Origin of the sequence: Bradyrhizobium sp. UFLA01-814 (assembly GCF_046718885.1) — a bacterium.
GTDB lineage: Bacteria > Pseudomonadota > Alphaproteobacteria > Rhizobiales > Xanthobacteraceae > Bradyrhizobium > Bradyrhizobium elkanii.
The window spans coordinates 1-19,387 of sequence record NZ_JAQOSR010000037.1 but is presented as its reverse complement, the minus strand read 5'-3'; the positions used below and the strand labels follow the sequence as shown (position 1 = coordinate 19,387).

The window sequence follows — 19,387 nt, the reverse complement described above, 5'->3', positions numbered from 1 at the left end:
CTGATCGGAACTTTCCTGACGAGGCATTACCCGGCCACCGCTAACCCTACCTGGTTAGGTTAAGGGCAGCATGGTGTTGTCACCACTTGCGATTGCGATTGGGATGGCTGCGGGTGACAGCCATGATGCCATCGTTCCACAGTGCTGATCGACCGACCCACCGGCGCGTGATGGTGGTGGGGCTGCTGTTCTGCTCGGCTTTCGTCGCGATCAGCTTCTGGCTTCGGCCGCAGCCGGAGAGCGGCAAAGTGCTCGTGAAGTCGGACCGGCTGGTCCGGACAGCGGGAGAGGCTCGGAAGGCAAACTGAAGACGGCAAGCCGGGGAGAGGCAAGTGGAGACGGGCCGCCGGCGCTCAGTCCGGCAGCTTCCCGTTCGGATGCTTGTGATACATCGCGATGCCGATGAAACCGGCAAAGCCCATCACGTTAAGCAGCAGTTCCATCCACGCCGGCATCGACGCCAACCTCGTTCTCCGTCAAGCTAATCTCTGAGGTTGTATTTTTGTTCCAGCGCTATCCGATGGTAGCTTTGCGCTATCGCATGGCTGGCGCGTTTTCGAGCGATCCGATCGGAAAACGCTCCAGGGAACCGGAACTGCGTTTGCGGCAACCATCGCACAGCGGCACTGGCAATAGCCATAAGCGCGGAGCACGCCGCTCCGGGCTTTCTCACTTGCGCCTCATGGCGCAATCGCGGTGCCCGGACCACCAGCGCGGTCGCCCGGCAGGGCATCAAGCGGCCTTGCGTCAAGCGGTCTTGCGTTGAAAGCCACTCCAGGCATTGCCGAGCGTGTTGTCGTAGTATTCCTGGCGATCGCGCTCGAACTTCTGCTGCGTCGCCCTGAAGCTGGCGACACGTGCGACGATCTCCTCGCGCTCGCGCGCGACGCGGTCTTCCTGATCGGTCATGCCCATCCTCCTGGCCGTGGTCCTGTCCCGGGCGCATTGGCGTCAGCGAATTGGGCGTCAATGCGGAGCGGCCAGTGCAGGAATGTGATGATGCTGAGGCGGTGGAAGAGCGACGAAGCGGATGCGCCGAGGCGGCTGGTCGCAGCCGATCGATCAAGGCATCTCGATGGCAGCCGATCGCTCGCGCAACGGTTGAACTCGCAATCGGTTTGGCCGTGCTATAGTCGCTGCGGCCAACCGGATTGTTTTCAGTGATCGCAAAAGACTTGCGCAACGGCGTCGAGCAGCTCGGCAACATGATTGCCGAGGCGTCGTCCATCGTGCCGTTCACCGGGGCGGGCATCTCCACCGAGTGCGGCATTCCCGATTTCCGCTCGCCCGGCGGGCTGTGGACCCGCAACCGGCCGATTCCGTTCGACGAGTTCGTCGCCAGCCAGGACGCGCGCGACGAGTCCTGGCGGCGCCGCTTTGCGATGGAACAGACCTTTGCGGCGGCCAAACCCGGTCGCGGCCATCGCGCGCTTGCGTCGCTCTACCGGGCCGGCAAGGTTCCCGGCATTATCACGCAAAACATCGACAACCTGCATCAGGCATCGGGCTTCAAGGCCGACGACGTGATCGAGCTGCACGGCAACACGACCTATGGCCGCTGCATCGGCTGCGGCAAGGACTACGAGCTGTCGTGGGTGAAGCAGCAGTTCGACAAGACGGGCAGCGCGCCCGACTGCGCGGACTGCGGCGATCCGGTGAAGACCGCGACGATCTCGTTCGGGCAATCGATGCCTGAGGATGCGATGCGCCGCGCGGCGGAACTCTCCAGGCACTGCGACCTGTTTCTGGCGATCGGGTCATCGCTTGTGGTGTGGCCCGCCGCAGGCTTTCCGATGATGGCGAAGGAGAGCGGCGCGCGGCTCGTGATCATCAACAACGAGCCGACCGATCAGGACGACATCGCCGATCTGGTGATCCGCCACGACATCGGCGACACGCTTGGTCCTTTCGTAGGCAATTGATGCCCGATTGATTCGCGGCTGTGCAAGCCTGTTCATAGTTCCCGCAAGAATCGTTTTTTAGCTATGCCCCGCAAGCGGGAGTGTTATCTTTTGGTTGAGAGATTCGCGCCGCGTCCAAAATCAGTCCGAGTGAGTTGGTCATGGAGAGCAGCGTGTACAGGGTGCGCCGCAACGACGGCGATCTGCATTTGATGTGTGGGGTCCGGGGTCATGGGGTCGGACGGATTTGAGTCCAAGAAGCTCGGCGGACCGCCGATGGGCGGAGTTGGGCAAAGCAGGATTGGTCAAGGCGAGTATGGAAGCGCGCCGCGCGATCCGGCGATCGATGCCTTCTCCGGTCTCGGCGACACCGCGGCCAACCTCGTCGAGGTTTCCGGCGTCATCAAATGGTTCGACGCCTCGAAGGGATACGGCTTCATCGTCCCCGACAATGGCTGGCCCGACATCCTTCTGCATGTGACCGTACTGCGGCGCGACGGCTATCAGACCGCCTATGAGGGCGCACGGCTGGTCGTCGAATGCGTGCAGCGCGCGAAGGGCTACCAGGCTTTCCGCATCGTCTCGATGGACGAATCGACGGCGATCCATCCGGCGCAGATGCTGCCGCCGCGCACTCATGTCACGGTGACCGCAACCAGCGGGCTCGAGCGCGCGCAGGTCAAGTGGTTCAACCGGCTGCGCGGCTTCGGCTTCGTGACCTGCGGCGAGGGCACGCCCGACATCTTCGTGCATATGGAGACGCTGCGCCGCTTCGGCATGACCGAACTGCGCCCCGGCCAGTATGTGCTGGTGCGGTTTGGGCCCGGTTCCAAGGGCATGATGGCCGCCGAGATCCACCCGGAGACCGGTCCGTCGGCGCTGTCGTCGCATTAGCGCCAGAACAGACTCCCTGACGGAAACGTGAGCCGCCGGCGAGCCCTCCCGGCTCTGGCATTTGCCGCAATCGTCGGGTTAGGGTCCGCCGGAAAATTGTCTCCGGTGTGAGTATTTGTCGATGAATTTCGTTCGCATTGTTGAGCGGCTTCGCCCGTGGCTGATGGCCTCGCTCATCATCATGTTCGGCGCGCTGCTGGTCCCGGCCGCGCAGGCTGCAAGCGTCCAGCCGCTCGAGATCGTCACCAAATCGGGCGTGCACGTCTTCTCGGTCGAAATGGCGACCACCGAGCAGGAGAAGGAGACCGGCCTGATGTACCGGAAGGAGCTCGCGGACGGCAAAGGCATGCTGTTCGACTTCTCGCCGGAGCAGGAAGTGTCGATGTGGATGAAGAACACCTACATCTCGCTCGACATGATCTTCATCCGCGCCGACGGGCGCATCCTGCGGATCGCCGAAAACACCGAGCCGCTTTCGACCAGGATCATTCCGTCGCGCGGGCTGGCCAAGGGCGTGCTCGAGGTGATTGCCGGGACCGCGCAGAAATACGGCATCCAGCCCGGCGATCGGGTTGCCCATCCGCTGTTCGGCGGCCGTTAGCATCCGGTTTTGACGCGATTTCCGGACGGAAAGCGGTGCCCGGATTCGCCGCACGAAGCCCCCATCCGTGCCTTGCTGGCGCTGGCTGAAGCGTGTATCCACGGGGCTTCTCGGAAATGTCGGGGTATAGCGCAGCCTGGTAGCGCGGCAGTTTTGGGTACTGCAGGTCGTTGGTTCGAATCCAGCTGCCCCGACCATCCAAATCAAAGACTTAACAGAACGCTCCGTCGGTAGATGAGGCGGACGCAATGATCGGCGCGTGCTCGGCATTCGTGTCTGACCTAGTCCGCAAATCGCGGTCAGTTGGCACCCTGAAATAGCACGCGCGGGACCGAAGACCCGCGCTCCACTGCTCGCAACTTCAGCCGCCCGGGCGCTGACCAGGTCAACGAGCCGGCGGGTTGTAGCGATCCAGGATCACGGTTCTTGAGCCACTCTCCGGCGGTCGCGAGATGGGGTCGTCGAATTTGTGATAGCGGTCGAACTGCTGCTGCTCATCGCGCAGATGCGGCGCTTCTACGGACGAGTAAGCTCTATTTGCACCGTTCCAGTGATCAAATCCCGACACGACGCAACCCCGTCTTGATTCAGATGCAGGTTGGTTAGCATCGTTGTGGGGGTATCTCTGTATCGCCGTGGCAACACCACCAGCAATCCGCGCGACATGAGCACACGGATTGTTTCTGTGGCTCTCTGTGCGTGAACAGCGTTCTGGCACGGGTAACCAGGCTTCGGCCGAGATTGTCTCGCCTGAGGCAACAACGCCGCCTGGACGGAATATGCTCGTCCGGACGGCGCCGTCGAAATACTGGGCCCTGAAATCCCCAGTGCCAATGGGTCGTACGGGCGCGGGATAGGTTCAACGTTGCGCCGCCTTGCCGCAGTCCAAGCCACGACATCGTGAGCTGCGATCTCGAGCGGATGTGGCTTGCCGATAAAGCGCGCGCGCTGGCAGGGTGGTTCGACCCGACAAGTCCAATCCCGCGAGAAAACCATGGCGCGCAGACTGATCGATATCTCCGTTCCCCTGCAGAACGACGTTCCGGCCGATCCGCCCGGCAATCATCCGACCATCCAGTATATCGATCACCAGCAGGGGCTGCCGCGCATGCTGCAGTTCTTCGATGGTCTGAAGGCCGATGATTTGCCCGACGGGCAGGGCTGGGCCGTCGAGCAGGTCTCGCTCTCCACCCACAACGGCACGCATCTCGACGCGCCCTGGCATTTCCATCCGACCATGAACCGCGGCGAGCGGTCCTGGACCATCGACGAGGTGCCGCTGGAGTGGTGCTTCCAGCCGGGCGTGAAGCTCGACTTTCGGCATCTGCCTGATGGCTACGTCGCGACCGCCAAGGATGTCGAAGCCGAGCTGAAGCGCATCGGCCACGCGCTGTCGCCGCTCGAGATCGTCGTCGTCAACACCAGCGCGGGCGCGAAATATGGCCAGCCCGACTACGTCAATTCGGGCTGCGGCATGGGCTACGAGGCGACGATGTATCTGCTCGAGCGCGGCGTGCGGCTGACCGGCATCGACGGCTGGAGCTGGGACGCGCCGTTCGTCTTCACCGCGAAGAGATACGCCGAGACCAGGGACGCCAGCCTGATCTGGGAAGGCCACAAGGCCGGGCGGCACATCGGTTACTGCCACATCGAGAAGCTGCACAATCTCGAGCCGCTGCCGTCGACCGGGTTCATGGTGTCGTGCTTCCCGGTGAAGATCGAGCGCGCGTCGGCGGGCTGGACGAGGGCGGTCGCCATCCTCGACGGCTAGGCGCGCCGGGGTTGTGTTCGGCCAGCTTCGGGAACCGGTGGACAGGCTGTGCATTACGGCGGGTTGTTGCGGCACGGCTACAGCCTGAGGCAGCCGAATCTGCTTTCATGCACGTAGTAGATGCATTGGGTGATCGGGCCGCCGGCTCGTCCTCGCGTCCCGATTTCGGAAGCGTTCTCTCCCGTGACTAGAGCCCCGGCGTCTCCGGGGCTCTTTCTTGCGTGCCGCAGCTGAGCCAAGCCCGGCAGGTGAACCAACCCCCAAAAGCAAATCAGGTGCGTCGGGACCGACGCACCTGATTTCATGTCTTTAATATCGCTTGTGTCGACCGGGCGGTTGTTACCACCGGCAAACGCGAACACCACGCGGGGTCCACCAGCAACGGGGACCGGCGTAACCGCCGTAGCCATAGCCACGGCCATATCCATATCCGCGGCCATAGCCCCACCCGCGACCGCGACCCCAGCCGCCGCCGCGATAGCCCCAGCCACCGCCGCGTCCGCGCCAGGCTTGCGCAGGCGCTGTGGTGACGCCGACCAGGATGGCGGAGGTGCTTGCGACATAGACGAACAACAAAGCGACTGCTGCTAGGCAACGAGTCAGGATATTGTAGCGTTTAGTCATTCTGAAGATCTCCAGTCCACTTCCAAACATCTGAACTGATGCTGGCTGTCTCGCTTAGACGCGCGACACCGGCATTCGGTTCGTGCATGCTAAGACAATATTTTCACTAAGGTTCTTGCGAGCTTTAACGACTCTATTGAGACCAACAGGTAAGGTCAAGTTACAGTCCCGCCTGCAAAGGATACTGTCGTTGCTGCGCTCATCTTGTCGTTCATCCGCCGTTCATTCTGTTCATCTTGCGTTGCGCCGATTTGATTTGTGCATCGCAGAAGCAGAGATTTGAGAACGTCGGAAAATGCCGGCGAGAACTTGAAGTCGACACGATCCTGTTCTCTCAGCGTTGCTGTATCCTTCCAAAGAGTGCCCATGCCGAAACAACACACTTACGTCCTTGGTCTCAACGTCTACGACCATGACGTCAGCGCCTGCCTGCTGCGTGACGGCGCGATCGCCTACGCGATCTCCAAGGAGCGCATCACCCGCGAGAAGCACGCCTCCGGCTTCTACAAGGAAGTCGTCGACTACTGCCTGTCGGCCGAGGGCATCACCCTCGACGACGTCGATCTCGTGGTGCACAACAGCTACATCCTGCCGGTGCTCGAGATGGAGGAGCGGATGCTCCACCAGGATATGCCGGGCTTCCTGCCGATCGCCGAACGCAACGAGGCAATCAAGCACCCGCTGTTTCGTTCCAAATCCGACAAGGTGGTGTCGATCTCGCACCACCTCGCGCATGCCTACAGCGCGTTCGCGGTGTCCCCATTCAAGGACGGCGTCGTGATGATCGTCGACGGCGTCGGCAATTATCGGGCCGACGCGATGGAGTCCTACTCCGAGGATGAGGCGTCGCCGCTGGCCCGCGAGTCCGAGAGCTACTACAGGTTCGACGACACCAGGCTCGAATGCCTGAAGAAGGTCTGGATGGAGCCGGCGCGCGGGCTGTTGTCGGACGAGTTCTACAACATGCCGGGGCTGGGGGCGCTGTACAGCCGGGTCTCGACCTATGTGTTCGGCGACTGGAACAAGTGCGGCGAACTGATGGGGCTTGCGCCCTATGGCCGCCATGAGCAGGTCGGCCATCTGCTCGAGATGAAGGACGGCAAGCTGCACGTGCCATTCTGGGGCGCCGAGAACCAGCAGCCCTTCGTGCTCGACAGCGGCAGTTGGGACAAGAGCCCGGCGATGCGGCACTGGGAGGACATCGCCTGGCGGGTGCAGGACGACACCGAGAACGTGCTGCTGGCGCGGGCGCGCTGGCTGCGCGAGACCACGGGAGCGAAAAATCTCTGCATCGCCGGCGGCGTTGCGCTGAACTGCGTGGCCAACGGGCGCATCGCGCGCGAGTCAGGTTTCGAAAACATCTGGATCCAGCCCGCCGCCGGCGACGACGGCATCGCGATCGGCTGCGCTTATTACGGCTGGCTCGAAGTGCTCAAGCAGCGCCGCTCGTTCGTGATGGACCACGCCTATGTCGGGCGGCGCTACAGCGACGCCGAGGTGGCCGCCGCGCTGCAAAGCTTCCTGGTGCGCATCCAGATCGACGCGAAGCGCAGCGACAATATCTGCCGCGACACCGCTAAGCTGCTCGCCGACCAGCGCGTGATCGGCTGGTTTCAGGACCGTTCCGAATTCGGTCCGCGCGCGCTCGGCAACCGCAGCCTGATCGCCGATCCGCGCAAGGCCGAGATGAAGGACATCCTCAACAGCCGGGTCAAGCACCGCCAGGCCTTCCGGCCGTTTGCGCCGATCGTGCTGGCCGAGCGCATGAAGGAGATCTTCGAAGGCGAGGAGGACTCGCCCTACATGCTGATCGCAAAGCCGGTGCGGCCGGAATGGCGCGACAGGATTCCGGCGATCGTGCATGTCGACGGTTCGGCGCGGGTGCAGAGCGTGCGGGAAGAGAACAACCCGATGCTCTACCGCCTGCTGAAGGAGTTCGAGGCGCTGACCGGCGTGCCGGTCCTGATCAATACCTCGTTCAACGTCAAGGGCGAGCCGATCATCGAGACGCCGCAGGACGCGGTCAGCTGCTTCCTCACCACCGGGATCGACCACCTCGTGATGCACGACACCTTGGTGTCGAAGACCGCCATGCACAAGGTGGTCACGCCTGTCATGACGACGTTCGGCGACGTCGCCACCATCGTCTCCTCGACCACGCAGGACCCCAGTCGCGGCGGCGGCTGAAACTTATTTACGCGGGTGTCGCCGGTGCCGCGGGCTTTGCCGCCGGCGGCTTGACCGGCTTGTCCTGCCGCTTCGACCACGAGATGTAATAGGCCACGATCGTCATGATCGCGATGCCGGAGATGCTGACGAAGATCTGCGCGAACAGCGAGCCCGAGCTCATCGAGAGCTCGAAATGTCCGACAAAGGACAGGAACACGCCGACGCAGAACACCGCCAGTGACTGCTGGCCGCAGACGATCAAGGGATCGAACACCTTCCACTCCAGCGCCGCCCAGTCCTTCGGGATGAAGCGGATCACCAGCACCGTGATCACCACGAAGTGCAGGAAGCGATACGGTGCAAGGTTGGTCTTGTCGTTCGGGTTGAAGGCCGAATAGAGCCAGTCCGGGAACATGGCGCCGAAGTCCGGGAAGCGTCCGGCCATCGTCATGATCAGCGCGAAAATCATATAGGCGATGCAGAACCACAACGTGTAGCGCGAGTTGATGATGCCCATGTTGTTGCGCGCGCCGCCCATCGCGCACCACGAGCCGAACACGAACAGCACCTGCCAGGCGAACGGATTGAAGTACCAGCTGCCGGCCGGGTAGGCCGGCAGGTTCCAGCCCTGGTGGCGCGACACCAGCCACAGCACGAGCGAGGCCGCCATGGTCCAGTTCGGCCGCCGCAGCATGAACCACAGCACCGGCGGGAACAGGCCCATCAGCACGATATAGAGCGGCAGCACGTCGAGATTGACCGGCTTGAATTTCAGGAACAGGCCCTGGCGCAGCGTCTCGGTGGCGTTGTCGACGAGGCCGGCGACGTTGAACTCGTTGATGATCTCGGAATCGCCGAAGCGCAGCGCCAGATAGCTGATCGAGGCGATGTAGATCACGAACAGGATGATGTGGGCGACGTAGAGCTGCCAGACCCGCTTGGTCAGCCGGGTGGCGCCGACGATGAAGCCGCGTTCCAGCATCATGCGGGCGTAGACGAAGGAGGCGGTGTAGCCGGAGATGAAGACGAACAGGTCCGCGGCGTCGCTGAAGCCGTAATTCCGCGTCGTGATCCAGTTCACGACATTGTCGGGGATGTGATCGAGATAGATCGCCCAGTTCGCGACCCCGCGGAACAGGTCGAGCCGGAGGTCACGTCCTTTTTCGGGCAGGGTAGCGTGGATTTCCATGGGGCGCCGCTTCCTCGAGGTGATGCTTGTCGAGAAGATCGCGCCGCGGGCCCAGGGACTGCTAAGGGAAGCCTCCCGGGGCCAGATTGTCACAGCGCGGTAGAATGACTATACCGGTCCGGCGAAGGCTGCCTCCGAGATCCGAGGAATCACCGATCAGATCGTTGATAGGTGTCTCTATACTATCCCGGCGGTTTCCTTCAAATCGCTTCCATGTCGCACATCCCACGGGGCCGACCATCCATGACCGCACGCATTTTTAAGCCCGCCAAAAACGCGATGCAATCGGGACGTGCCAAGACCAAAGAGTGGCAACTGGACTACGAGCCGGAGCAGCCGCGCTCCGTGGAGCCCTTGATGGGCTGGACCTCGTCCACCGACATGAAGCAGCAGCTGACGCTGCAGTTCGAGACCAAGGAAGAGGCGGTCGCCTATTGCGAGCGCAAGGGCATCGCCTACCAGGTGATCGAGCCGAAGGATTCGGCGCACCGCCAGATCGCCTATGCCGACAATTTCGCGTTCCGCCGCTGGGAGCCGTGGACGCATTAGAGCCGGGCGGAATTCGCATCCCCTCATCCTGGAGTCGCCCGCTGCGCGGGCCTCTCAGGGATTACGGTGACAAGGCTAGGTACGTTGTCCTATCCACGTCATTGCGAGCTTCAGCGAAGCAATCCATCGCGCCGCAAGCGGAAACATGGATTGCTTCGTCGCTATCGCTCCTCGCAATGACGGCTGTTCTATCAATTCACAGACTCTCAGGGTGAGAGACGGCGATTATGTCGCCACGGGCGCGGCGAGGGCGCCCGGGATCGGCAGCGGCGCATCCTTGGAGACGCCGAGCACCGGAAAGCTTCTGATCTTGCGCACATTGGGCAGGCCGGCGAATTGCAGCAGCTGCTGGCGCATGTCGTCGACGCTGGGCGCGACGCATCGGAGCATGAAGTCGGCATCGCCCGAGATCCGCCAGCATTGCAGGAAGCGCGGCACGGCCGCCACATCAGCCTCGAACGCCTCGATCGCGCTCAGGGTCTGGCTGTCGAGCTGGATCAGCACGAAGGTCGTCACCTCATAGCCGAGCAGCCGTTCGTCCAGCGTCGCGCGGATCGCCTGGATCACGCCGCGGCTGCGCAGGGCGCGAACCCGGCGCAGGCAAGGCGGGGCAGTGATGCCGACCCGCTCGGCGAGCTCGTTGATCCTGATCCGGCCGTCCCGCTGCAACTCGGACAGGATCCGCAGATCGATGTTATCGAGCTGTGGGCGCTCGGTCACGGTCACGAGCCCGCCACGGCGGCGCGCCAGCTGTCGCTGCCGTGGCTCGCTTGGCCGATCGCGGCCTGCGGCGCGACGCCCGACAGCACCAGCTTCTCATGCGCCGCGATGATGGCGTCGCGGGTCAGACGGCCGCCGGGGCGGTACCAGGTGCAGAGCCCGGTGAGCAGCGCCAGGATCGCGAAGGTCGCGACCTGGATGTCGACGACCTCGAACACGCCGTCCGACGCCCCGTCGGTGAGGATCTGCGCCAGCCGCTGCTCATAGGCGCCGCGCAGCGCCACAACGGCGTCGTAGTTCTTCGCATCGAGGCTGCGCAGCTCGGAATTGGCGATGAAGACCTCGCGCTTGCGGGTCATGTGATAGGTGACGTGGAACGCGACAAAGGCGCGCAGCTTCTCGACCGGATCGGCCTTGCCCTCGAGCGCAAGATCAAGCTCGCGCAGCAAATCGTTGATATGGTCCTGCACCAGATCGAACAGCAGGTCCTGCTTGGTTGCGATATGGTTGTAGAGTGAGCCGGCCTGGATGCCGACCTCGGCGGCAAGCTGGCGCAGGCTCATGGCCTCGTAACCGTGCTCGAAGATCAGGCGCACGCCGGCCTTGCGGATCGCCTCCAGCGTGGTGGGACCGTGTGAGCCGATCGTGCGTGCCATCGGGGCCTCGGAGGGTGTTGGCTTGCTAGGGAGAGCCAGGAAACAAGCGAACGACCGTATGTATATCGCATGAAATCCCAGTGAATTCAATGAACTGCCGATTTCATGCCCAAACCATAGCACGATTGCTTGCGAAGCCAAGAAAAAAACGTATGATCGTTTAATTGCAAGATGAATCTCACGGGAGGGATCATGGCCTCGAACCAGGCGGCAATCTTCAATTTCGACCTTGGCGAGACCGCGGATGCGATCCGCGAGACGGTGCATGATTTCTCGACCAACGAGATCGCGCCGCGCGCCGCCGAGATCGACCGCAGCAACCAGTTTCCGCGCGACCTCTGGCCGAGGATCGGCGCGCTCGGCCTGCACGGCATCACCGTCGAGGAGGAGTATGGCGGCTCGGGCCTCGGCTATCTCGAGCACTGCATCGCGGTCGAGGAGATCTCGCGGGCGTCGGCCGCGGTCGGCCTGTCCTACGGCGCGCATTCCAACCTCTGCGTCAACCAGATCCGCCGCAACGGCAACGAGGCGCAGAAGCGCAAATATCTGCCGAAGCTGATCTCGGGCGAGCATGTCGGCTCGCTCGCGATGTCGGAGCCGTCGGCGGGCTCGGACGTGGTTTCGATGAAGACCCGCGCCGACAGGAAGGGCGACCGCTTCGTGCTGAACGGCAACAAGATGTGGATCACCAACGGTCCGGTCGCCGATACGCTGGTGGTCTACGCCAAGACCGATCCGAACGCCGGCCCGCGCGGCATCACCGCCTTCATCATCGAAAAGGGCATGAAGGGATTTTCGACCGCGCAGAAGCTCGACAAGCTCGGCATGCGCGGCTCCGACACCTGCGAGTTGGTGTTCGAGGATTGCGAGGTGCCGGAGGAGAACGTGCTCTCCGAGGTCGGCCGCGGCGTCAATGTGCTGATGAGTGGTCTCGACTATGAGCGCGCGGTGCTGGCGGCGGGGCCGATCGGCATCATGCAGGCCTGCATGGACGTGGTGCTGCCTTACGTCCACGAGCGCAAGCAGTTCGGCGAGCCGATCGGCTCGTTCCAGCTGGTGCAGGGCAAGGTCGCCGACATGTACACCACGATGAACGCCTCGCGCGCCTATGTTTACGCCGTGGCGAAAGCCTGCGACCGCGGCGAGACCACGCGCGAGGATGCCGCCGGCGCCATCCTCTATGCCGCCGAGAAGGCCACCCAGTGCGCGCTGGATGCGATCCAGCTGCTCGGCGGCAACGGCTACATCAACGACTATCCGACCGGCCGCTTGCTGCGCGACGCAAAGCTCTACGAGATCGGCGCCGGCACGAGCGAGATCCGCCGCATGCTGATCGGCCGCGAGCTGTTCGCCAAGACGGCCTGATGTCTTCTCCCTCGTCCCGCGCTTGCGGGGAGAGGGGCGGGGTGGGCTGTCACCGCATCGACGGTGGCAGTTGTGCTCACCCCGGCACGATGATTGACCTTGAACCCCACCGATACTCCAACGAAACGTGCAACACCGATGCCGCTTCATTCGACGATCGATCCCACATCTTCTGAATTCGCCCGCAACGCCGAGGTGATGCGCGGCCTGGTCGCGGAGCTCCGCGGAAAGCTCAACCAGGTGGCCGGCGGCGGCGGCGAGACCTCGCGCAAGCGGCACACCTCGCGCGGCAAGATGCTGGCGCGCGATCGCGTCGATCTTTTGGTCGACCCCGGTACGGCGTTCCTCGAGCTGTCGCCGCTCGCCGCCAACGGGCTTTATAGCGGTGACGTGCATTCCGCCAGCGTCATCACCGGCGTCGGGCGCATCGCAGGGCGCGAGTGCATCATCGTCGCCAACGACGCCACCATCAAGGGCGGCACCTATTACCCGATGACGGTGAAGAAGCATCTGCGCGCCCAGGACATCGCGCGGCAGAACAATCTGCCCTGCGTCTACATGGTGGATTCCGGCGGCGCCTTCCTGCCGCTGCAGGACGAGATATTTCCCGACGAGCGGCACTTCGGCCGCATCTTCTACAACCAGGCCCAGATGTCGTCGCAGGGCATCCCGCAAATCGCGATCGTGATGGGCTCCTGCACCGCGGGCGGCGCCTATGTGCCGGCGATGTCCGACGAGAGCATCATCGTGCGCAATCAGGGCACGATCTTCCTCGGTGGTCCGCCGCTGGTGAAGGCCGCGACCGGCGAGGTCGTCACCGCCGAAGAGCTCGGCGGCGCCGATGTCCACTCCCGGCAGTCGGGCGTCACCGATCATTACGCGCAGAACGACGCTCACGCGATCGGGATCGCGCGCCGCATCGTCGGCACGCTGAAGCAGCCGGCGAAGGCACAGCTCAACATGCGCCCTGCGCAGGAGCCGCTGTTTCCGGCCGAGGAGATCTATGGCGTGGTCTCCGCCGACGGCAGAAAACCGTTCGACGTGCACGACATCATCGCGCGGATCGTCGACGGCTCCGAATTCGACGAGTTCAAAAAGCTCTACGGCACCACGCTGATCTGCGGCTTCGCCCATATCTTTGGCTATCCGGTCGGCATCATCGCCAATAACGGCATCCTGTTCAGCGAGAGCTCGCTGAAGGGCGCGCATTTCATCGAGCTGTGCTGCCAGCGCGGCATTCCCCTGGTGTTCCTGCAGAACATCACTGGCTTCATGGTCGGCAAGAAATACGAGGCCGGCGGCATCGCGCGCGACGGCGCCAAGCTGGTGACGGCGGTTGCCACCGCCGGCGTGCCGAAATTCACCGTCGTGATCGGCGGCTCCTACGGCGCCGGCAATTACGGGATGTGCGGCCGCGCCTACAGCCCGCGCTTCCTCTGGCTGTGGCCCAACGCGCGCATCTCGGTGATGGGCGGCGAGCAGGCGTCGATGGTGCTCAGTCAAGTGCGCCGCGACGGCATCGAGGCCAAGGGCGAGAGCTGGTCGGCGGAAGAGGAAGACAAGTTCCGCGAGCCGATCCGCGCCCAATACGAGAAGCAGGGCAATCCCTACTACGCGACGGCGCGGCTGTGGGATGACGGCGTGATCGATCCCGCCGACACCCGCCTCGTGCTCGGGCTCGGCCTGTCGGCGGCGGCCAACGCGCCGATCGAGCCGACGAAGTTCGGCCTGTTCAGGATGTGACCCAGGAACTGACCATGGACCGCTCAAAACTCACCCGGCGTTTCCGCACGCTTCTGATCGCCAACCGCGGCGAGATCGCCTGCCGCGTCATCCGCTCGGCGCGCGCCATGGGGCTGCGCACCGTCGCTGTCTATTCCGAGGCCGACCGCGACGCGATGCATGTCGCGCTTGCCGACGAGGCCGTGCTGCTCGGTCCGGCCCGGGCCCGCGACAGCTATCTCAACATCGAGCGCGTCATCGCCGCCGCCAAGGAGACCGGCGCCGAGGCCGTGCATCCCGGCTACGGCTTCCTGTCTGAAAATGCGGAGTTCGCGCAGGCCTGTCTTGAAGCAGGTTTGGTGTTCGTCGGCCCGACCGCCGAGATGATGACGGCGATGGGCTCGAAGTCGGGCTCGAAGGCGCTGATGGAGAAGGCCGGCGTGCCCTTGGTGCCCGGCTATCACGGCGAGGCCCAGGACGAGGCGACGCTGGCGGAGGCCGCCAACCGGATCGGCTTCCCCGTGCTGGTGAAGGCGTCCGCCGGCGGCGGCGGCCGCGGCATGCGCGTGGTCAATTCGGCGGCTGAGCTCACGGCCGCGATCACCAGCGCCAAGCGCGAGGCCAAGGCGGCGTTCGGCGACGACCGCATGCTGATCGAGAAATACGTGCAGAACCCGCGCCACATCGAGGTGCAGATCATCGGCGACAGCCACGGCAATCTGCTCTCGCTGTGGGAGCGCGAATGCACGCTGCAGCGCCGCCACCAGAAGGTGATCGAGGAGGCGCCGTCGCCGACGCTGAACGCCGCGCAACGCGAGACGGTTTGCGAGGCCGCCCGCAAGGCCGCCGGCGCGGTCAACTATATCGGCGCCGGCACCATCGAGTTCGTCTCCGACGGCAAGGACGTGTTCTTCATCGAGATGAACACCCGCCTGCAGGTCGAGCATCCCGTCACCGAGCTGATCACCGGCGTCGATCTCGTCGAATGGCAGCTGCGCGTCGCCTTCGGCGAGGCGCTGCCGCTGAAGCAGGACGAGATCAAGCTGAACGGGCATGCCATCGAGGCACGCGTTTACGCCGAAAATCCCCAGAAGAACTTCATGCCCTCGGTCGGCCGCATCAAGACCTGGCGCACGCCACAGGAAGGCGACGGCCTGCGCATCGATGCCGGCTATCGCAGCGGCGATAACGTCTCGCCGTACTATGACGCGATGCTCGCCAAGGTGATCGCCTGGGCGCCGACGCGCGAGGGCGCGATCGAGAAGCTCAATCGCGGGCTTGAGGAAACCGATGTCCGCGGCATCGTCACCAATATCCCGTTCCTGTCGGCATTGGTGACGCACAAGGATACGCGAGCCAATGCGATCGATACCGGCTTCATCGAGCGCGAGCTGAAGAACCTGACATCGGGCACGGGCACGGCCGGCGAGTTCGAGCTGTGCGCGGCGGTGGCCGCGATCGTCAACGACGAGCAGAAGGCGGCGCGGCGCGAGGCCAACTCGCCCTGGCAGGCCTTCGGCTGGATGCCGGTCGGCCGCCGTCAGCGGGTGTTTTCGTTCCGGCAGGGCCATGAGCCGGCCCAGACCATCACGCTGCACTATGGCAATGGACCGTCGACGCTCTCCGTCGGCGGCCGCGAACTCGTCTTTGCGATCTCGTCAGCCGGCGATGACGGCTTCGACCTGACGCTCAACGGCCTCAAGTCGCGCATTGCTTCGGTCGTCGAAGGCCACGAGCTTTACTTGCGCACCCGCAACGGCCGCTTCGACCTGCATTGGGTCGATCCGTTCGGCGGCGAGAGCGAGGAGCAGGTCGGCGAGGACAAGATCGTGGCTCCCTTGCCGGGCACCGTGGTCGCGCTGCTGGCCGAAGAGGGCGCGACCTTGGAGAAGGGCGCGCCGATCCTCACCCTGGAGGTGATGAAGATGGAGCAGACCCTGCGCGCGCCCTATGCCGGCGTGCTGAAGAAGCTCAAATGCAAGGTCGGCGACATCGTCGGCGAGGGCGTCGAGCTTGCCGAAGTCGAACCTGCGGCCGCGTCATGAGCGATCAGATCAAGATCATCGAGATGGGGCCCCGCGACGGCCTGCAGAACGAAAAGACGCCGGTCAGCGTCGAGGCGCGCATCGCCTTCGTCGAGGCGCTGGTGGCGGCCGGGCTCAATACGGTCGAGGTCGGCGCCTTCGTATCGCCGAAGGCGATCCCGCAGATGGCAAGCTCCGACCAGGTGCTGCGCGGCGTCAGCCAAATCAAGGATAAGGTCAAGGACGCCGAATTCCATGTGTTGGTGCCGAACGAAAAGGGCTATGACGCCGCGCGCGCGGCGGGCGCCCAGGTGGTCTCGGTGTTCGCCGCGGCCTCCGAAGGCTTCTCCCGCGCCAACATCAACTGCTCGGTCGCGGAATCGATCGAGCGCTTCAAGCCGGTGCTGGCCCGCGCCAAGGCCGACGGCGTCAAGGTGCGCGGCTATATCTCCTGCGTGCTCGGTTGTCCGTTCGACGGCGAGATCGAGCCGAAGGCGGTCGCCGACCTCGCGGTGACGTTGTGGGATCTCGGCTGCTACGAGATCTCGCTCGGCGACACCATCGGCGTCGGCACGCCGCTGAAGGCCAAGCAGATGCTGCGTGCGGTCGGTTCTGAGTTGCCGGTCGGCAACCTCGCGATGCACTTCCACGACACCTATGGCCAGGCGCTCGCCAATCTCTATGCCGGCATGGAAGAGGGCGTCCGCGTCATCGATGCCGCCGCGGGCGGTCTCGGCGGCTGCCCCTACGCCCCCGGCGCCACCGGCAATGTGGCGACGGAGGACGTCGTCTACATGCTCGAAGGCATGGGCGTGAAGACAGGGATCGACATGGACAGGCTGCTGGCCACGACGAACGAGGTCGCCGGATTGCTCGGCCGTCCGCCGGTCAGCCGTGTTGCGTCCGCGCTCAACGCGAAGCGCAAGCGGCTCCCCAAATCGTAAATTGTGGGATGCTTGGAGCGATTTGGGATTGTAGCCGCCTCAATCTTCGGCGGTCGCGCTCGGACTTATGCGCTGCGAAGCGCAGATTCAAGGCACATAGTCGCACCCCCGGCTTGCGCAGTCTGGGCTCCCGAAGCTGGACTCTCAACCCATATGCGTATGGTGCGACAGCGCCTTGCGCTATCGCCGCCCTCCTTGAGGGCGTTTCCTCCCTAGACTTGGGCCGCTTGTTGTTTCGAGCGGCCCTTTTTCTTACGCTGCCGGAGCGTTGATCGTCGCGATCACGGCCCTCATATCGGTCGCCAGCTCGCGATAGTGCCCGCCCAGCCGCTGGTACAGTTCGCGGTTGCTCCCATCCAGCGTCCTGCTAGCGATCAGCTCGCATTCGTCGGCGAGGATCTCAAATCGTTCCAGCTTCGCTTGAAGAGCAGACATGGCGGGAATTTCCCTGACTGTTACTGAGGGAGTTGCGACGCTACTACTCCGACTGCGTCTAGCGCAGCATAATTATAGGGTAGAACTAAATTCTTCCCGGCAGTTTTGCGGCGCACACAGCCGCCGTCATCGGCGCGGCGCCCGATTAAACCCTCCCGAAAGCGTTCATGGCTTGGTGACTCAAACGTGCTGAGGTGAGGGGGCTCGCAATTGCTCCAGGTGGATTCTCGCCATGTCCGGACAGGTGTCAGCTTCCCGCGGCCGAACGTTTCTGGCCGGAAAAATCGTCTTCAACTTCGGCCGGTCGGCCTTCGACTGCACGGTCCGCCAGCTCACGGAGACGAGCGCCACCGTGGAACTCGAAAGTGTCGTTGGCATTCCCGATCACATTCAACTGTTGCTCGTCGGCAGCAATCAGGTGAAGCCATGCAAACGGCTGTGGCAATCGGACCGCCAGCTTGGCCTGGTTTTTGAAGAGCAGCAGGCCAACGCTGCGGCGCCCGCGCCTGCCGCTCCCGCGCCGGCCGCCATTCCGGAGCGGCGCAGCGGCGATATTCTGCGCGGGCACATGCTGGCGCTGCGCGCAGCGCTCGATCAGATCCCCGTCGGCATCCTGCTGTTGGACGCAGAGCTGAAAGCCCTGTTCATCAATCGTGCGTTTCGGAGCATGTGGGCGCTTCCGGACGCGGTGGCCGACCGCAACCCCACCTTCGCCGATCTGATGCAGCACGGCTGCAAGACCATGGCCTATGAGCTGCCGGCTGAGCAGCTTCATGCCTACCTTGCCGAGCGCGTCCGCCTCGTGAGCGTCGGGGACCCAAACCCGATCGATCTCAGGCGCAGCAATGGTGATGTGGTTCGATGTCAGTGCACGCCGCTGCCCGACGGCGGCCGGATGGTGAGCTACACGCCCGTGACCGACATCGTGCGCGCATTGGACAAGCTGAAGCTGCTGACCGGTGCGCTCGAGAACGTGGAGGACGGCGTCGTCCTGCTCGACCGCGATCTCAATGCGATCTTCCTCAATCGGCGAATGCGGGAATTCTGGGAGGTGAGCGAGGAGGAGGTCGCGCGGCATCCGGCATACATCACGCTGCTCACGCGCAACCGCCGCGCCGTTCCGGCGGACGCGACCCCGGAGCAAGTCAGGGCCTTTCCCGCGAAGCGGATCGCCGAGATCAAGGCGGGCGACCACAAGCGCGACGTGCAGACGCCGGACGGCCGCCATATCAGGATCCATTGCTCGACGATGGCAAACGGCGGTCGCATGCTGACCTTCGTCGACGTGACCGATCTCGTACGCAACGCACGGCAGCTGGAGGTGCTTGCGACCACCGATCCGCTCACCGGATTGTTCAACCGCAGGCACTTCCTGACGACGCTGGATGCGGAGTGGAGCCGGTTCCAGCGCTACTATCGTTCGGTATCCGTGCTGATGGTCGATATCGATCACTTCAAGAGCATCAATGACCGCTTCGGACATGCGGTCGGCGACGAAGCCATCAAGGCTGTCGCCGGGATATGCATTCGGGGCAAGCGCAAGTCCGACGTCGTCGGCCGCGTCGGAGGCGAGGAGTTCGCGGTCCTGCTGCCGGAGACCACTTTGTCGCGCGCCCGAACCGTCGCCGAGCGCATCCGCAAGAGGGCGGAAGCGTTGACGGTGGGCGCGGATGATCGGCCGGTGTCACTCACGGTGAGCATCGGCGTTGCCGAGGCCCTCACAAGCATGCCCGGGATTGATGCCCTGATGAAGGCCGCCGATGCGGCGCTCTACCAGGCCAAGGAGCACGGCCGGAATCGCACGGAGTGCTGGTCATCTCCAT

17 protein-coding genes and 1 tRNA gene are annotated in these 19,387 nt (G+C 63.8%); 13 read left to right on the top strand and 5 right to left on the bottom strand.

What is annotated here, in order from left to right:
- Positions 1–122 precede the first annotated feature (122 nt).
- A complete protein-coding gene (locus PMN64_RS13800; RefSeq protein WP_035632016.1) occupies positions 123–308 on the top strand; it encodes a hypothetical protein in 186 nt (61 codons plus the stop codon).
- 439 nt (positions 309–747) lie between these two features.
- Here PMN64_RS13800 and PMN64_RS13795 read toward each other — a convergent pair whose 3' ends face one another.
- The gene (locus PMN64_RS13795) at positions 748–909 is read right to left on the bottom strand and encodes a hypothetical protein (protein WP_162832435.1); all 162 of its coding nucleotides are present in this window, start codon (positions 907–909) and stop codon (positions 748–750) included.
- Between the two features lie 251 nt (positions 910–1,160).
- Here PMN64_RS13795 and PMN64_RS13790 point away from each other — a divergent pair, with 251 nt between their 5' ends.
- The 6 genes from PMN64_RS13790 (at position 1,161) to PMN64_RS13765 (ending at position 7,978) form a co-directional block, all read left to right on the top strand.
- Complete coding sequence (locus tag PMN64_RS13790; RefSeq protein WP_028342098.1) at positions 1,161–1,922, top strand: SIR2 family NAD-dependent protein deacylase; 762 nt, start codon at positions 1,161–1,163, stop codon at positions 1,920–1,922.
- Positions 1,923–2,132: 210 nt separating this feature from the next.
- Positions 2,133–2,795, top strand: a complete 663-nt coding sequence (locus PMN64_RS13785; RefSeq protein ID WP_018271501.1) for a cold-shock protein — start codon at positions 2,133–2,135, stop codon at positions 2,793–2,795.
- Between the two features lie 121 nt (positions 2,796–2,916).
- Entirely contained in the window at positions 2,917–3,396 is a 480-nt protein-coding gene (locus tag PMN64_RS13780; protein ID WP_028342097.1) for a DUF192 domain-containing protein, read from the top strand.
- 120 nt (positions 3,397–3,516) lie between these two features.
- Positions 3,517–3,593 (top strand) — tRNA-Pro (locus PMN64_RS13775).
- A gap of 797 nt (positions 3,594–4,390) precedes the next feature.
- A complete protein-coding gene (locus PMN64_RS13770) occupies positions 4,391–5,167 on the top strand; it encodes a cyclase family protein (protein WP_411781070.1) in 777 nt (258 codons plus the stop codon).
- 990 nt (positions 5,168–6,157) lie between these two features.
- Positions 6,158–7,978: a carbamoyltransferase gene (locus PMN64_RS13765; RefSeq protein ID WP_411781069.1), complete on the top strand. Its 1,821-nt coding sequence runs from the start codon at positions 6,158–6,160 to the stop codon at positions 7,976–7,978.
- A gap of 7 nt (positions 7,979–7,985) precedes the next feature.
- Here PMN64_RS13765 and PMN64_RS13760 read toward each other — a convergent pair whose 3' ends face one another.
- Positions 7,986–9,149 carry an OpgC domain-containing protein gene (locus PMN64_RS13760; RefSeq protein ID WP_028342094.1) on the bottom strand — a complete coding sequence of 388 codons (1,164 nt, stop codon included), beginning with the start codon at positions 9,147–9,149 and terminating at the stop codon, positions 7,986–7,988.
- A gap of 243 nt (positions 9,150–9,392) precedes the next feature.
- On the opposite strand from PMN64_RS13760, the gene PMN64_RS13755 reads away from it, so the two are divergent.
- Positions 9,393–9,698 (top strand): ETC complex I subunit, encoded by a 306-nt coding sequence (locus tag PMN64_RS13755; RefSeq protein ID WP_016846428.1) that lies wholly within the window; start codon positions 9,393–9,395, stop codon positions 9,696–9,698.
- A gap of 225 nt (positions 9,699–9,923) precedes the next feature.
- Here the strand turns inward: PMN64_RS13755 and PMN64_RS13750 are convergent, their stop codons facing one another.
- Both PMN64_RS13750 and PMN64_RS13745 read right to left on the bottom strand, forming a co-directional pair.
- Positions 9,924–10,418, bottom strand: a complete 495-nt coding sequence (locus tag PMN64_RS13750; RefSeq protein WP_411781068.1) for an Lrp/AsnC family transcriptional regulator — start codon at positions 10,416–10,418, stop codon at positions 9,924–9,926.
- Positions 10,419–10,420: 2 nt separating this feature from the next.
- Positions 10,421–11,074 carry a TetR/AcrR family transcriptional regulator gene (locus PMN64_RS13745; protein ID WP_411781067.1) on the bottom strand — a complete coding sequence of 218 codons (654 nt, stop codon included), beginning with the start codon at positions 11,072–11,074 and terminating at the stop codon, positions 10,421–10,423.
- A gap of 192 nt (positions 11,075–11,266) precedes the next feature.
- On the opposite strand from PMN64_RS13745, the gene PMN64_RS13740 reads away from it, so the two are divergent.
- The 4 genes from PMN64_RS13740 to PMN64_RS13725 all read left to right on the top strand — a co-directional run bounded on the left by PMN64_RS13740 (position 11,267) and on the right by PMN64_RS13725 (position 17,129).
- Positions 11,267–12,439, top strand: a complete 1,173-nt coding sequence (locus PMN64_RS13740; RefSeq protein ID WP_028342091.1) for an isovaleryl-CoA dehydrogenase — start codon at positions 11,267–11,269, stop codon at positions 12,437–12,439.
- A 138-nt stretch (positions 12,440–12,577) separates the two neighbouring features.
- Complete coding sequence (locus PMN64_RS13735) at positions 12,578–14,182, top strand: carboxyl transferase domain-containing protein (RefSeq protein WP_411781066.1); 1,605 nt, start codon at positions 12,578–12,580, stop codon at positions 14,180–14,182.
- Between the two features lie 14 nt (positions 14,183–14,196).
- Positions 14,197–16,206, top strand: coding sequence for an acetyl/propionyl/methylcrotonyl-CoA carboxylase subunit alpha (locus PMN64_RS13730; RefSeq protein WP_411781065.1), 2,010 nt, complete (start codon positions 14,197–14,199; stop codon positions 16,204–16,206).
- Positions 16,203–17,129 (top strand): hydroxymethylglutaryl-CoA lyase, encoded by a 927-nt coding sequence (locus tag PMN64_RS13725; protein ID WP_411781064.1) that lies wholly within the window; start codon positions 16,203–16,205, stop codon positions 17,127–17,129. The genes PMN64_RS13730 and PMN64_RS13725 overlap by 4 nt, the downstream gene beginning before the upstream one ends.
- A 252-nt stretch (positions 17,130–17,381) precedes the next feature.
- Here the strand turns inward: PMN64_RS13725 and PMN64_RS13720 are convergent, their stop codons facing one another.
- The gene (locus PMN64_RS13720) at positions 17,382–17,564 is read right to left on the bottom strand and encodes a hypothetical protein (protein ID WP_016846867.1); all 183 of its coding nucleotides are present in this window, start codon (positions 17,562–17,564) and stop codon (positions 17,382–17,384) included.
- Positions 17,565–17,796: 232 nt separating this feature from the next.
- Between PMN64_RS13720 and PMN64_RS13715 the strand changes: the two genes are divergently transcribed.
- On the top strand, positions 17,797–19,387 hold a 1,591-nt coding region (locus PMN64_RS13715; RefSeq protein ID WP_411781063.1), incomplete at its 3' end, for a diguanylate cyclase.

Excerpts from the sequence above, each read along its gene's own strand:
- PMN64_RS13735 (WP_411781066.1), top strand. The coding sequence starts at position 12,578 with ATGCCGCTTCATTCGACGATCGATCCCACATCTTCTGAATTCGCCCGC.
- PMN64_RS13795 (WP_162832435.1), bottom strand. The coding sequence starts at position 909 with ATGACCGATCAGGAAGACCGCGTCGCGCGCGAGCGCGAGGAGATCGTC.
- PMN64_RS13720 (WP_016846867.1), bottom strand. The coding sequence starts at position 17,564 with ATGTCTGCTCTTCAAGCGAAGCTGGAACGATTTGAGATCCTCGCCGAC.
- PMN64_RS13730 (WP_411781065.1), top strand. The coding sequence starts at position 14,197 with ATGGACCGCTCAAAACTCACCCGGCGTTTCCGCACGCTTCTGATCGCC.
- PMN64_RS13740 (WP_028342091.1), top strand. The coding sequence starts at position 11,267 with ATGGCCTCGAACCAGGCGGCAATCTTCAATTTCGACCTTGGCGAGACC.
- PMN64_RS13780 (WP_028342097.1), top strand. The coding sequence starts at position 2,917 with ATGAATTTCGTTCGCATTGTTGAGCGGCTTCGCCCGTGGCTGATGGCC.
- PMN64_RS13765 (WP_411781069.1), top strand. The coding sequence starts at position 6,158 with ATGCCGAAACAACACACTTACGTCCTTGGTCTCAACGTCTACGACCAT.
- PMN64_RS13770 (WP_411781070.1), top strand. The coding sequence starts at position 4,391 with ATGGCGCGCAGACTGATCGATATCTCCGTTCCCCTGCAGAACGACGTT.
- PMN64_RS13745 (WP_411781067.1), bottom strand. The coding sequence starts at position 11,074 with ATGGCACGCACGATCGGCTCACACGGTCCCACCACGCTGGAGGCGATC.
- PMN64_RS13760 (WP_028342094.1), bottom strand. The coding sequence starts at position 9,149 with ATGGAAATCCACGCTACCCTGCCCGAAAAAGGACGTGACCTCCGGCTC.
- PMN64_RS13800 (WP_035632016.1), top strand. The coding sequence starts at position 123 with ATGATGCCATCGTTCCACAGTGCTGATCGACCGACCCACCGGCGCGTG.
- PMN64_RS13755 (WP_016846428.1), top strand. The coding sequence starts at position 9,393 with ATGACCGCACGCATTTTTAAGCCCGCCAAAAACGCGATGCAATCGGGA.
- PMN64_RS13785 (WP_018271501.1), top strand. The coding sequence starts at position 2,133 with ATGGGGTCGGACGGATTTGAGTCCAAGAAGCTCGGCGGACCGCCGATG.
- PMN64_RS13725 (WP_411781064.1), top strand. The coding sequence starts at position 16,203 with ATGAGCGATCAGATCAAGATCATCGAGATGGGGCCCCGCGACGGCCTG.